Below are 13,540 nucleotides of genomic sequence, written 5' to 3' on the forward strand. Positions count from 1 at the left end.
CATGTACGGGGAGCGCACGGTGAGTTTCGACCAACAGACTGCGAACGGCGGCTGCCCGCCCGGCATCCGGCTCGACCACACGACCTGCCTCGATCCGCTGGCGGCGGTGCGCGCACCCGACGACCCGGCGTGCGACGTGTTCCTCACCGGCACCGTCTTCCTGGACATCATCTTCACCGGCCTCGACTCGGCACCCGTGCGCGGCACCGAGTCCTGGGCCCGGGGCATGGGATCGAGCCCCGGCGGCGTAGCCAACATGGCCACCGCCCTGTCCCGCCTCGGCCTGCGCACCTCGCTCGCCGCGGCCTTCGGCGACGACCACTACGGCGAGTACTGCTGGGACGCCCTGGAGAAGGGCGAGGGCATCGACCTGGAGCCGTCGCGCACCGTGCAAGGCTGGCACTCGCCGGTCACCGTGTCCCTCGCGTACGAGGGCGAGCGGACGATGATCTCGCACGGGCACGAGGCCCCGCCGCCGCAGGAGCCCGCCCCGGAGACGCCACCACGCGCGCGTGCCGCCGTCGCCTCCCTGGCGCCCGGCGCGAGCGAGGAGTGGGTCGCGAAGGCCGCCGAGCGCGGCACCCGGGTCTTCGCCGACGTCGGCTGGGACGACAGCGGCCGCTGGGACCTGGCGGCCCTGCCCGACCTGCGGCACTGCGAGGCGTTCCTGCCGAACGCCGAGGAGGCCATGCGCTACACCGGCACGTCCTGCCCGCGCGCCGCCGCCCGCGCGCTCACCGCACACGTGCCGCTCGCCGTCGTCACCCTCGGTGCCGAGGGCGCGTACGCGGTGGACGGGCGCACCGGCGAGACCGCCGAGGTGCCCGCGATCGAGGTGGAGGCCCTCGACCCGACGGGCGCGGGCGACGTGTTCGTGGCGGGCTTCGTCACCGGCACCCTGGCGGGCTGGCCGCTCGCCGACCGGCTCGCCTTCGCCGGCCTGACGGCGGCCCTGTCGGTGCAGGAGTTCGGCGGTTCCCTGTCGGCGCCCGGCTGGGTCGAGGTGGCCGCGTGGTGGCGGCATGTGCAGTCGTACGACGACCAGGAGCCGGCGGCGCTGCGGCGGTACGCGTTCCTCGACGCGATGCTGCCCGACGTGGTCCGGCCGTGGCCGCTGCGGCGTGCGGTGCCGACGATCGGGTTCGGGGCGCGCTAGCGGGCTTTCGCGGGCGCGCTAGCGGGCTTTCGCCGGGGCGAGCGGTCGAAAAACTTATCGGTGTTGTCGGTGCCCCGACGTACTCTGGTAGCAGCAGAAGCAGCCGCGCGGCGTCAGCCCCGCATCGAGGAGGACGAGCAGGCCACAGAGCCGGCCCATGACTCAGACACCGACAGCTCAGACCCCTGCGCAGGGTCAGGCACGAGCCCACTTCTCCGTACCGGCGAAGCACCCGATGGTGACCGTTCTGGGCTCGGGGGACGTACTGCTGCGCGTGATCGAGAAGGCCTTCCCGGCGGCCGACATCCATGTCCGGGGCAACGAGATCAGCGCCGTGGGCGACAAGGCCGAAGTCGCCCTCATCCAGCGCCTGTTCGACGAGATGATGCTGGTGCTCCGCACCGGACAGCCGATGACGGAGGACGCAGTGGAACGCTCGATCGCCATGCTCAGGGCGGGCGAGAACGGCGAGGGTGCGGCAGAGACCCCGGCCGAGGTGCTCACGCAGAACATCCTCTCGTCCCGCGGCCGCACGATCCGCCCCAAGACCCTCAACCAGAAGCGGTACGTCGACGCGATCGACCACCACACGATCGTGTTCGGCATCGGCCCCGCCGGTACCGGCAAGACGTATCTCGCGATGGCCAAGGCCGTGCAGGCGCTGCAGTCGAAGCAGGTCAACCGCATCATCCTGACCCGCCCCGCCGTCGAGGCCGGCGAGCGCCTGGGCTTCCTGCCCGGCACGCTCTACGAAAAGATCGACCCGTATCTGCGCCCGCTCTACGACGCGCTGCACGACATGCTCGACCCGGACTCGATCCCGCGTCTCATGGCGGCGGGGACTATTGAGGTCGCGCCGCTGGCGTACATGCGCGGCAGGACCCTGAACGACGCGTTCATCATTCTCGACGAGGCGCAGAACACCAGCGCCGAGCAGATGAAGATGTTCCTGACGCGCCTCGGCTTCGACTCGAAGATCGTCGTCACCGGTGACGTCACCCAGGTCGACCTGCCCGGCGGCACCAAGTCCGGTCTGCGCCAGGTCCAGGACATCCTGGACGGCGTCGAGGACGTCCACTTCTCCCGTCTCACGTCCCACGACGTGGTCCGGCACAAGTTGGTGGGCCGTATCGTCGACGCGTACGAGAAGTACGACAACGAGAACGGCACGGAGAACGGGACGAACAAGCCGCCCCGTCGCCGCCACGGGAAGTAGCGAGAAACCAAGCACATGTCGATCGACGTCAACAACGAGTCCGGCACCGAGGTCGAGGAGCAGGCGATCCTCGACATCGCCCGCTACGCGCTCGCGCGGATGAGGATCCACCCGCTCTCCGAGCTCTCGGTGATCGTCGTGGACACCGAGGCGATGGAGCAGCTCCACATCCAGTGGATGGACCTCCCGGGCCCGACGGACGTCATGTCCTTCCCGATGGACGAACTGCGCCCGCCGGGCCGGGACGACGACCTGGCGGAGCCCCCGCAGGGACTCCTCGGTGACATCGTGCTCTGCCCCGAGGTCGCCAAGAAGCAGGGCGAGGAGGCCGAGACGGGGCACTCCATGGACGAGGAACTCCAGCTCCTCACCGTCCACGGAGTGCTCCACCTCCTCGGGTACGACCACGAGGAGCCGGACGAGAAGGCCGAGATGTTCGGCCTGCAGTCCGCGATCGTCGACGGCTGGCGCGCGGAGAAGGGCCTCACCGGTCCCTCCCCGGCGCCCACCGTCTCGTGAGCGCCGCACTGGTTCTCGGCGCCGTCCTGCTGGTCGTCGTCGCGTGGCTCGCCTCCTGCGCGGAGGCGGGCCTCGCGCGTGTGTCCAGCTTCCGCGCCGAGGAGGCCGTGCGCTCCGGGCGCCGCGGCAGCGCGAAGCTCGCCCAGGTCGCGGCGGACCCGACGCGGTATCTGAACGTCGCGCTGCTCGTCCGCGTCGGCTGCGAGATGGCCGCCGCGGCCCTCGTCACGTACGCGTGCCTCCAGGAGTTCCCCGAGACGTGGGAGGCGCTGGCCGTCGCGATCGGCGTGATGGTCCTCGTGTCGTACGTCGCGGTGGGTGTCTCGCCGCGCACGATCGGCCGCCAGCACCCGCTGAACACGGCGACGGCCGCGGCGTACGTCCTGCTCCCGCTCGCCCGGATCATGGGCCCGATCCCGCCGCTCCTGATCCTCCTGGGCAACGCGCTCACGCCCGGCAAGGGCTTCAGGCGCGGCCCGTTCGCCTCCGAGGCGGAGCTGCGCGCGATGGTCGACCTGGCGGAGAAGGAGTCCCTGATCGAGGACGAGGAGCGCCGCATGGTGCACTCCGTCTTCGAGCTCGGCGACACCCTCGTACGCGAAGTCATGGTCCCGCGCACCGACCTGATCGTGATCGAGCGGTACAAGACGATCCGTCAGGCCCTCACGCTCGCCCTGCGCTCCGGCTTCTCGCGCATCCCGGTCACCGGGGAGAGCGAGGACGACGTCGTCGGGATCGTGTACCTCAAGGACCTGGCGCGCAAGACGCACATCAGCCGGGACGCCGAGTCGGAGCTGGTGTCGACGGCGATGCGGCCCGCGTCGTTCGTGCCGGACACCAAGAACGCCGGTGACCTGCTGCGCGAGATGCAGCAGGAGCGCAACCACGTCGCGGTCGTCATCGACGAGTACGGCGGCACGGCCGGCATCGTCACGATCGAGGACATCCTGGAGGAGATCGTCGGCGAGATCACCGACGAATACGACCGGGAGCTGCCGCCCGTGGAGCCCCTCGGCGACGACACGTACCGGGTCACGGCCCGGCTCGACATCGGCGACCTGGGCGAGCTGTACGGCATCGAGGAGTTCGACGACGAGGACGTGGAGACCGTAGGCGGACTGCTCGCCAAGGCCCTCGGCCGGGTGCCGATCGCGGGCGCGACGACGGTCGTGGAGCTGCCGGACGGGCGCGGGCTGCGGCTCACGGCGGAGGCGGCGGCGGGCCGACGGAACCGGATCGCGACGGTCCTGGTCGAGCCGTCGGCTCTCAAAGACAGCCCCTCCGGCTGAGGAGCGGGGTCCGGGGCGGAGCCCCGTGGCTTGGGCCTGGCCCTGTCGTCTTGGTGAGCCACCGGCTTCGTATGCTCACTGCATGAGCGAAAACGCCCTCGGTCCCGAGGACCGCAAGATCGTCACCCTCGCCCGCTCCGCCCGGGCCCGCAACGGCGTGCCGGAGGGCGCGGCCGTACGGGACGAGACGGGCCGTACGTACGTCGCCGGCAGCGTCGACCTCGACTCGCTGAAGCTGAGCGCGCTGCGCACCGCCGTCGCCATGGCCGTGGCCAGCGGGGCCAAGTCCCTGGAGGCGGCGGCCGTCGTCAGCGAGGCCGGGGAGGTCTCCGACGAGGACCGCGCGGCCGTACGCGACCTGGGCGGCGCTCAGACGCCGGTGCTTCTGGCCGGGCTCGACGGTGAGGTCGTCGCGACGGTCAGCGCGGGCTGAAAAGCTGCCGATGCGGGGGGCGGCCGGTTTCCGGCCGCCCTCCGCCGTGTTCTCGCCAAAGCTGAGCAGTCTTCCCAAGTCGCTTAAGAATCAAGGGACTTGGCCTTGTGATCCCAGGCCGCCCGCGCCTCAATGTCCTATGCGCGCGCACCGCACCTGACCAGCTCACCCCCACGAGCACTCCCCCACGAACGGGAAGGTGAACGATGAAGCGCACCCGTACGAGCAGGAGCAGAGCCCTGGGCGTCGCACTCGCCACGGGCTCCCTCGCCCTCGCCGGTTTCGTCCTGGCACCCGGCGCCGCCGCCGTCGCACCGGGCGAGGCCACCACCAAGGCCGACTGCGGCATCTACGGCAGCGGCGGGGTCACCCTGACCGCGACCCAGAGCGGCACGAGCGCCACCATCACCGTCACCTCGTCGGAGATCACCACGCCGGTGGCCGTCGAGGCGAACACCGTCGAGTCGACTCTCACCATGACGAAGGCCGACGGCTCCACCGCCACCTTCACCGGCAAGAGCAACCCGGCGATGGAGGCCGGCGGCGGTGTGAACTCGGGACCGCTGGCCGGGACCGTCGCCTCCGGTGACTCCCTCGACCACCCGGGCTCCCTCAAGCTGGTGGTCTCGGGCATCACCGTGACCTGCGACTCCACCGAAGGACTCGCGCCCGGACCGTTCGTCTTCGACTGACCGGCAGCGGACAGAACCCTCCAGTCGACCGGGCCGCGGGCGAAGCCGCCGGGCCCGGTCGGCGCCCGTTCCCGCATCGGGGACAATGGTCGCCATGAGCGCACCTTCCCCGGCCGAGTCCGAGCCCCAGGCCACCGACCACCGCGCGGGCTTCGCCTGCTTCGTCGGACGGCCGAACGCGGGCAAGTCGACCCTGACCAACGCCCTCGTCGGCACGAAGGTCGCCATCACCTCCAACCGCCCGCAGACCACCCGGCACACGGTCCGCGGCATCGTGCACCGCCCGAACGCCCAGCTCGTCCTCGTCGACACCCCGGGTCTGCACAAGCCGCGCACCCTCCTCGGCGAGCGGCTCAACGACGTCGTCCGCACGACCTGGGCCGAGGTCGACGTGATCGGCTTCTGCCTGCCGGCCAACGAGAAGCTGGGCCCCGGGGACCGGTTCATCGCCAAGGAGCTCGCCGGGATCAAGAAGACTCCGAAGATCGCGATCGTCACGAAGACCGACCTGGTCGACAGCAAGCAGCTCGCCGAGCAGCTCATCGCGATCGACCAGCTCGGCAAGGAGCTCGGCTTCGAGTGGCAGGAGATCGTGCCGGTCTCCGCCGTCGGCGAGAACCAGGTCGACCTGCTCGCCGAGCTGATCACGCCGCTCCTTCCGAAGAGCCCGCCGCTCTACCCGGAGGGCGACCTCACGGACGAGCCGGAGCAGGTCATGGTCGCCGAGCTGATCCGCGAGGCCGCGCTCGAAGGCGTACGGGACGAACTGCCGCACTCCATCGCCGTGGTCGTCGAGGAGATGCTGCCCCGCGAGGACCGCCCGGCGGACAAGCCGCTGCTCGACATCCACGCGTTCGTCTACATCGAGCGGCCCAGCCAGAAGGGGATCATCATCGGCCCCAAGGGCAAGCGGCTGAAGGAGGTCGGCATGAAGTCCCGCAAGCACATCGAGGCGCTGCTCGGCACGCCGGTCTTCCTGGACCTGCATGTGAAGGTGGCGAAGGACTGGCAGCGGGACCCCAAGCAGCTCCGGAAGCTCGGGTTCTGAGGTCGACCGTTCCTGGGCCGGGACCGGGGCCAGGTCGATCGCCCTCCGGGCTCGTCCTCAACCGCCGGACGGGCTCTATTTGACGCCCCTGATCCGCCCCACCAACACCGCCCCCACAACCCCCACCCCCGCCGCCACCAGATACAGCACCCGGTAACCGCCGAGGGCCACCACCGTCGCCGCCAGTGCCGGGGCCGCGACCTGGGGCAGGGAGTTGGCGATGTTGATCACGCCGAGGTCCTTGCCGCGGTCGGCGGCGCGCGGCAGGACGTCCGTCATCAGCGCGAAGTCGACCGACGTGAAGACGCCGAACGCCAGGCCCAGGACGATCGCCGCGACGATCGCGCCCGGCCACGTCTGCCAGAGCGCGAGCAGCGCCGTCGCCACCGCCATCAGCAGCCCCGACCAGACGACGAACGGCTTGCGGCGGCCGATCCGGTCCGACCAGGCGCCGCCGACCACCACCGTGGCGAGCATCGTGGCGCCGTTGACCGCCGTGAGGACAAGGACGCCCTGCTCCGGGTCCGGGTGGCGCAGCCCGTCGCGCAGGTAGTAGAGGAGATAGAGCAGGACGAGCGTGTTGCCCAGGTTGATCAGGAACCGGGTGAGCCAGGCCCAGGCCAGGTCGGGGTGGCGGCGCGGACTGATCCAGAAGCCGCGCAGGAACGGCCGCCAGGCGAACGCGGGCCTGTCCTCCACCGAGAGTGCGGGCTCGCGGTGCAGCAGCACGTACGGCAGGACCCCGAGCGCCGTGAACAGCGCGCAGGCCGCGTAGCCCGTGCCGATGCCGCCGACGGCGGTGGCGAGGGCCGTGCCGAGGACCACGCCGAGGAGCTGCGTGGCGCCCAACCAGCCGCCCACGGAGCCGCGTTGGAGCCGGGGCACCCGGTCGGGGACGGCGGCGGTGACCGCGGCGAACGCGGCGTTCAGGGTGAGCTGGACCAGGCACCAGCCGAGCGTCAGCGCCACCACCGAGTCCGCCGCGGCGGTGAGCAGCAGGGCCGCCGCGCCGCCCGCCGCACCCGCGACGATCCACGGCGCGCGCCGCCCGAAGCGTCCCGTCGTACGGTCCGAGGCCGCGCCGAAGAGCGGGTTCGCGGCGAGCGAGACGACCGCGCCGATGCCCGTGACCCAGGCGAGGACCGCCTCCTTGGACGTGCCGGCCGGGGCGAGCTCGGCGGCCTGGAGGGCGAGCAGGATCTGCAACGGCCCGTACCAGCCCACCCAGATCGCGCCGTTGGCGAGGCAGAGCGTCGAGGTCCAGGCGGGGCGGACCCGCGTGACGGGTTCGGCCAGGGCCGTCATCTCTGCGCCCGAAGGGCCTCACGCAGCCACGCGTACGAGGCCTTCGGGGTGCGCTCCAGGGTGTCGTAGTCGACGTGCACCAGGCCGAAGCGCTGCCGGTAGCCCTCCGCCCACTCGAAGTTGTCGAGCAGCGACCAGACGAAGTAGCCGCGTACGTCGACACCTGCCGCCAACGCCCGGTGCAGGGACCGCAGATGGCCGTCGAGGAAGGCGACGCGCTCCTGGTCGTCGAGCCCGTCGTACGAGCAGCCGTTCTCGGTGATCATCAGGGGCGGGAGCCGGTCGCCGTAGCGCCGGGGGAGGTCCAGGAGCAGTTCGGTGAACGCCTCGGGCACCACGGGCCAGCCGAAGTCGGTGCGCGGATAGCCATCGATCTCCCGTGGCGCGAAGGGGAGTTCGGGCGGGATCGCGACTCCGGAGAACTCCTGTGGGCCGGTACCGGGCGCGCCCACCCGGGTCGGCTGGTAGTAGTTGACGCCGTACCAGTCGAGCGGCGCGGAGATCAGCTTCAGGTCGGCGTCGAGGCCGGGGGCGTCGAGGAGTTCGGCGATGCCGTCGGGGTAGCGGCCGAGCAGCAGCGGGTCGGCGAAGAGCCGGTTGAGGAGCAGGTCGTAGAAGTCGGCGGCCTCGCGGTCGGCCGGGTCGTCGGACGCGGGCCAGGTCGGGCCGTGCGAGTTGGCGATGCCGATGTGGTCCGCGCCGGCCGCGCGCAGCGCCTGGACGGCGAGGCCGTGGCCGAGCAGCTGGTGGTGGGCGACGGGCAGCGCGTCGAAGAGCATCCGGTGCCCCGGCGCGTGCTCGCCGAGCGCGTGCCCGAGCAGGGTGTGCTCGGCGGGTTCGTTGAGGGTGATCCAGGTGGGCACCCGGTCCCCGATCCGCGCGGCCACCACGGCCGCGTACTGCGCGAACCGCTCCGCCGTGTCCCGCCGCCGCCAGCCGCCCGCCTCCTCCAGGACCAGCGGGGTGTCCCAGTGGAACAGCGTCGGTACGGGGCGTACGCCCGCGGCGCACAGCTCGTCCACCAGGCGGTCGTAGAAGTCCAGGCCCCGCTCGCTGACCTGGCCCGCGCCGGTGGGCTGCACCCGGGGCCAGGAGACGGAGAAGCGGTACGCACCGACGCCGAGGTCGCGGATCAGGGCGACGTCCTCGCGGTAGCGGTGGTAGTGGTCGCAGGCCACATCGGCCGTCGTGCCGTCCTTCACCCGGCCGGGTGTGGCCGTGAACGCGTCCCACACGGAGCGGCCGCGCCGGTCGGCGGCGCCCTCGATCTGGTGGGCGGAGGTGGAGACGCCCCAGAGGAAGTCACCGGGGAAGCGGGGGAGGGCGGTGCTGCTCGTGCCGGGGCTGGGGCTCGTGCTCGCGCTGGCTGCCATGCGCGGGATCATCCGTACCCGCGAGTACGGTGTCAACGGGTAGAGGCGGGCGGGTTGTTGGACTTCCGCCCGCGACCCCGCCCGCCTCTCGCCCGCCTCCCGCCCGCCGCTCGCCTGCCTCCCGCCCGCCTCTCTCCCGCCGCCGCGGAACCGCCCTACGAGCCTTCCTTCAGGACTCTGGAGATCAGCTTGCGCTGGCAGTCGGTGAGCCGGGGGTCCGAGCAGTACACGGTGTGCTCGCCGACCGTGATCTGGTAGGTGAACCCGTCCGGAACACCGACCGGCGGGGTGGACCTGGCCTCGGACACGGCCTGGTCGGCGAGGGCCTGCCACTCCTGGGTGTCGGACAGCTCCGCCGTGTCGACCTCGGCGTTCCGCTCGATGCCACCGAAGCCGCCCGTGCGCTTGACGTGGATTCGCATGGTCTCTGTCTACTCCCCACAGCCGGTCCCCGCACGGCCTACGCGGTGGGCACGCCCACCTCGGACCAGGCCTTCACGACCGCCTCGTGCTCGTCGCCGCGGCCGTACCGCTCGGCCGCCCGGTCGATCGTGGCCTTGGCGAAGTCGGTGAAGGTGCAGTCCATGGCCAGTTCGCCGCCGGTCAGGACGTCGTACCAGAGCTGCCCCGCGCGCTCCCAGGCGTTCCCGCCGAGGCGGGTGGCGAACAGGTGGAAGGCGCGGTTGGGGATGCCGGAGTTGATGTGCACACCGCCGTTGTCCTGCTCGGTGTCGACGTAGTCGTCCATGTGCCCGGGCTGCGGGTCCTTGCCGAGGACGTCGTCGTCGTACGCCGTGCCCGGGGCCTTCATCGAGCGCAGCGCGACGCCCTGGACGTCGGGGGCGAGCAGGCCTTCGCCGATCAGCCAGTCGGCCTGGTCGGCGGTCTGGCCGAGGGTGTACTGCTTGACCAGCGAGCCGAAGACGTCGGAGACGGACTCGTTGAGCGCGCCGGACTGGCCGGAGTAGGCGAGGTTCGCGGTGTACTGCGTGACGCCGTGGGTGAGCTCGTGCGCCATGACGTCGACCGGGATCGTGAAGTCGAGGAAGATCTCGCCGTCACCGTCGCCGAACACCATCTGCTTGCCGTCCCAGAAGGCGTTCCCGTACTTCTCGTCGTAGTGGACGGTCGCGATCAGCGGGAGGCCGTTGCCGTCGATGGAGTCGCGCTCGAAGCTCTTCAGGAAGAGCTCGAAGGTGGCGCCGAGTCCGGCGTAGGCACGGTTGACGGTGGCGTCCTGGCTGGGCTCCCCGCCCTCCGCGCGGACCTTCGTGCCGGGCAGTTCCGTGCCGTTCCGCGCGTCGTGGATCGTGCGGTTCGGCTTCGCGTCGGCGGCGCGGGCGACGGTGGGGCGGACGGTGGCGGCGGCCGTGGTCAGACGCCGGGAGCGGTTCGCCTCGTCCTGGAGGAGGGTGTGGCGCGCGGCCCCGGCGACGGCCGCGTTCTCGGCCTGCGAGAGCCGGTCGAGGAGGTGGGGCGGGACGATGGTGCAGTAGACGGGCTCAAGGCCCGTTCGGGTGGTGTCCATCCATCCACCGTGGCATTGCGTGATCGTCATGTCACTACCCGCTACCAGGATTGACGAAATAGAGGGAATCGTCACGTTCGAGCCGTTACCTCAAGGTGGTCCCGCATACTGATACGGGTCGACGCACACCGGACGGTCTCGGCTACGCTCCCTCTCATCATGCGTTTCGGGCTGCTTCTTCTTAGCTGCCGCGGCGAGGGCCTGTAGTCGTAGGCCGACCCCCTCCCCGCGGAGTCGAGTGGTGCACGAACGACCGTCGGCCGTCCCCCGCGGACCCCACGAGGAGCCCTACGCAATGCCGAACTTCCAGCAGCCCTCCGCCATGCCGATCCACAAGTACAGCGGCTATGACGCGGTGGACATCGCGGACCGCACCTGGCCGGCCAACCGGATCACCAAGGCACCCCGCTGGCTCTCCACCGACCTGCGCGACGGCAACCAGGCCCTGATCGACCCGATGTCGCCCGAGCGCAAGCGCCGGATGTTCGACCAGCTGGTCAAGATGGGCTACAAGGAGATCGAGGTCGGCTTCCCCGCCTCCGGCCAGACCGATTTCGACTTCGTTCGCTCGATCATCGAGGAGCCGGGCGCGATCCCGGACGACGTCACGATCTCCGTCCTGACCCAGGCCCGCGAGGACCTGATCGAGCGGACCGTGGAGTCCCTGAAGGGCGCCAGGCGCGCCACGGTGCACCTGTACAACGCGACGGCGCCGGTCTTCCGCCGCGTCGTCTTCCGCGGCTCCAAGGACGACATCAAGCAGATCGCCGTCGACGGCACCCGCCTGGTGATGGAGTACGCGGAGAAGATCCTGGGCCCGGAGACCGAATTCGGCTACCAGTACTCGCCGGAGATCTTCACGGACACCGAGCTGGACTTCGCCCTGGAGGTCTGCGAGGCCGTCATGGACGTCTACCAGCCGGGCCCGGGCCGCGAGATCATCCTCAACCTGCCCGCCACGGTGGAGCGTTCGACCCCCTCCACGCACGCGGACCGCTTCGAGTGGATGGGCCGCAACCTGTCCCGCCGCGAGCACGTCGTCCTGTCGGTCCACCCGCACAACGACCGGGGCACCGCCGTCGCCGCCGCCGAGCTGGCCGTGATGGCCGGCGCCGACCGCGTCGAGGGCTGCCTGTTCGGCCAGGGCGAGCGCACCGGCAACGTCGACCTGGTCACCCTGGGCATGAACCTGTTCTCGCAGGGCGTCGACCCGCAGATCGACTTCTCCGACATCGACGAGATCCGTCGCACGTGGGAGTACTGCAACCAGATGGAGGTCCACCCGCGCCACCCGTACGTGGGCGACCTGGTCTACACCTCCTTCTCCGGCTCCCACCAGGACGCCATCAAGAAGGGCTTCGACGCCATGGAGGCCGACGCGAAGGCCAAGGGCGTCACCGTCGACGACATCGAGTGGGCCGTCCCGTACCTGCCGATCGACCCGAAGGACGTCGGCCGCTCGTACGAAGCGGTCATCCGCGTCAACTCGCAGTCCGGCAAGGGCGGTATCGCGTACGTCCTGAAGAACGACCACAAGCTGGACCTGCCGCGCCGGATGCAGGTCGAGTTCTCCAAGGTCATCCAGACCAAGACCGACGCCGAGGGCGGCGAGGTCACGCCGGGCGCGATCTGGGAGACCTTCCAGGACGAGTACCTGCCCAACGAGGCCAACGCTGCGGCTCGATGGGGGCGCCTCCAGCTGCGTTCCGGCCAGACCACCACCGACACCGACGGCGTGGACACCCTGACCGTCGACGCGGTCGTGGACGGCCAGGAGACCGCCCTGAAGGGCACCGGCAACGGCCCGATCTCGGCCTTCTTCGACGCGCTGCAGGCCATCGGCATCGACGTACGCCTCCTGGACTACCAGGAGCACACGATGAGCGAGGGCGCCTCCGCGCAGGCCGCCTCGTACATCGAGTGCGCCATCGACGACAAGGTCATGTGGGGCATCGGCATCGACGCCAACACCACGCGTGCCTCCCTGAAGGCGGTCGTCTCCGCCGTCAACCGCGCGGGCAGGTAAGGCAGCCACGCCCCCTGGCGCTCGGGCCCCGCTCATCTGTCCGATGAGCGGGGCCTTTTCCGTTCCGTGCCTGTTCGCCTCCGACTGGTCTTGGCCATGTGCTGCTCAAGGTGCTGACGGCGCATCATCGGTGTGGCTAACATCACGTAAATACGGCGACGTTGCCGAAGTGTTGCGGAGGTGCGGCGTGCTGCCAGGCCTGGGACGACGTGTCGGAGAACCACGTATCTGGGGGATCCGCACCGCGTGGACCACCGTCGGGGACGGGGAGTTCTTCTGCCCCGGCTGCGGCGGCGACCGCAACTACCAGCGCCGCACCGGCCGTCGACGCTTCCTCGTGCTCGGCTTCCCGCTGCTCTCGCGCGGCGTCGCCGGACCGGTCGTGGAGTGCGTGTCCTGCGCGCAGCGCTTCGGCACGGACTGCCTGGACCACCCGACCACCGTACGGTTCTCGGCCATGCTCAGAGACGCCGTGCACACCGTCGCCCTCGCCGTCCTCACCGCGGGCGGCACCGCCTCCCGCACAGCGCTCGACATCGCTGTCGGCGCGGTGCGCTCCGCCGGGTACGTCGACTGCACCGGCGACCAGTTGAGCAACCTCGTCGACGCTCTCGCCGCGGACACCGGCCGCGTCACGACCGGCGACAGCCCCGTGGACGACGCGGGCGTCACCCTCGCCATAGAGCTCCACGAGGCCCTCGACCCCCTCGCGCCCCACCTCGCCCCCGCGGGCCGTGAGTCCATCCTCCTCCAGGCGGCCCGCATCGCCCTCGCGGACGGCCCGTACACGGCGGCCGAGCGCGAGGTGCTCGCGACGGTCGGCAACGCGCTGACGATCGGGGCGGACGAGGTGGAGCGGGTCCTGGAGTCCGCCCGGACGCCGTCCTAGCCCTCCCAGCCCTTCGCGCCCGCCGCTCGCCACTCCCGCCGCTCGCCGCACTCACCGCTCTCAACT

General features: G+C 70.9%; 13 protein-coding genes. 9 read left to right on the forward strand and 4 right to left on the reverse strand.

Annotated elements, in window-relative coordinates; genetic code table 11:
* Positions 1-64 precede the first annotated feature (64 nt).
* The 7 genes from QIT00_RS21315 (at position 65) to era (ending at position 6,353) form a co-directional block, all read left to right on the forward strand.
* Entirely contained in the window at positions 65-1,156 is a 1,092-nt protein-coding gene (locus tag QIT00_RS21315) for a carbohydrate kinase family protein (protein ID WP_282537005.1), read from the forward strand.
* 157 nt (positions 1,157-1,313) lie between these two features.
* The gene (locus tag QIT00_RS21320) at positions 1,314-2,372 is read left to right on the forward strand and encodes a PhoH family protein (RefSeq protein WP_282536930.1); all 1,059 of its coding nucleotides are present in this window, start codon (positions 1,314-1,316) and stop codon (positions 2,370-2,372) included.
* 15 nt (positions 2,373-2,387) lie between these two features.
* On the forward strand, positions 2,388-2,891 hold the full coding sequence (gene ybeY / locus QIT00_RS21325; protein ID WP_282536931.1) for an rRNA maturation RNase YbeY: 504 nt from the start codon (positions 2,388-2,390) through the stop codon (positions 2,889-2,891).
* Positions 2,888-4,180, forward strand: coding sequence for a hemolysin family protein (locus QIT00_RS21330; RefSeq protein ID WP_282536932.1), 1,293 nt, complete (start codon positions 2,888-2,890; stop codon positions 4,178-4,180). The genes ybeY and QIT00_RS21330 overlap by 4 nt, the downstream gene beginning before the upstream one ends.
* An 82-nt stretch (positions 4,181-4,262) precedes the next feature.
* Positions 4,263-4,613 (forward strand): cytidine deaminase, encoded by a 351-nt coding sequence (locus QIT00_RS21335; protein ID WP_282536933.1) that lies wholly within the window; start codon positions 4,263-4,265, stop codon positions 4,611-4,613.
* 206 nt (positions 4,614-4,819) lie between these two features.
* Positions 4,820-5,305 (forward strand): hypothetical protein, encoded by a 486-nt coding sequence (locus QIT00_RS21340; protein WP_282536934.1) that lies wholly within the window; start codon positions 4,820-4,822, stop codon positions 5,303-5,305.
* 85 nt (positions 5,306-5,390) lie between these two features.
* Positions 5,391-6,353, forward strand: coding sequence for a GTPase Era (era, locus tag QIT00_RS21345; protein ID WP_282536935.1), 963 nt, complete (start codon positions 5,391-5,393; stop codon positions 6,351-6,353).
* A gap of 75 nt (positions 6,354-6,428) precedes the next feature.
* Here era and QIT00_RS21350 read toward each other — a convergent pair whose 3' ends face one another.
* The 4 genes from QIT00_RS21350 to QIT00_RS21365 form a co-directional block, all read right to left on the reverse strand.
* Complete coding sequence (locus tag QIT00_RS21350) at positions 6,429-7,658, reverse strand: MFS transporter (protein WP_282536936.1); 1,230 nt, start codon at positions 7,656-7,658, stop codon at positions 6,429-6,431.
* Positions 7,655-9,031: a GH1 family beta-glucosidase gene (locus QIT00_RS21355; RefSeq protein ID WP_282536937.1), complete on the reverse strand. Its 1,377-nt coding sequence runs from the start codon at positions 9,029-9,031 to the stop codon at positions 7,655-7,657. The genes QIT00_RS21350 and QIT00_RS21355 overlap by 4 nt, the downstream gene beginning before the upstream one ends.
* A 155-nt stretch (positions 9,032-9,186) precedes the next feature.
* Entirely contained in the window at positions 9,187-9,453 is a 267-nt protein-coding gene (locus QIT00_RS21360; RefSeq protein ID WP_282536938.1) for a protealysin inhibitor emfourin, read from the reverse strand.
* Positions 9,454-9,491: 38 nt separating this feature from the next.
* Positions 9,492-10,559: a M4 family metallopeptidase gene (locus tag QIT00_RS21365; RefSeq protein WP_282536939.1), complete on the reverse strand. Its 1,068-nt coding sequence runs from the start codon at positions 10,557-10,559 to the stop codon at positions 9,492-9,494.
* A 295-nt stretch (positions 10,560-10,854) separates the two neighbouring features.
* Here QIT00_RS21365 and leuA point away from each other — a divergent pair, with 295 nt between their 5' ends.
* A complete protein-coding gene (gene leuA, locus QIT00_RS21370) occupies positions 10,855-12,585 on the forward strand; it encodes a 2-isopropylmalate synthase (RefSeq protein ID WP_282536940.1) in 1,731 nt (576 codons plus the stop codon).
* A gap of 187 nt (positions 12,586-12,772) precedes the next feature.
* On the forward strand, positions 12,773-13,474 hold the full coding sequence (locus QIT00_RS21375; RefSeq protein ID WP_282536941.1) for a TerB family tellurite resistance protein: 702 nt from the start codon (positions 12,773-12,775) through the stop codon (positions 13,472-13,474).
* Positions 13,475-13,540 lie beyond the last annotated feature (66 nt).

Origin of the sequence: Streptomyces luteolus, from assembly GCF_029968015.1 — a bacterium.
Classification (GTDB): Bacteria; Actinomycetota; Actinomycetes; order Streptomycetales; family Streptomycetaceae; genus Streptomyces; species Streptomyces luteolus.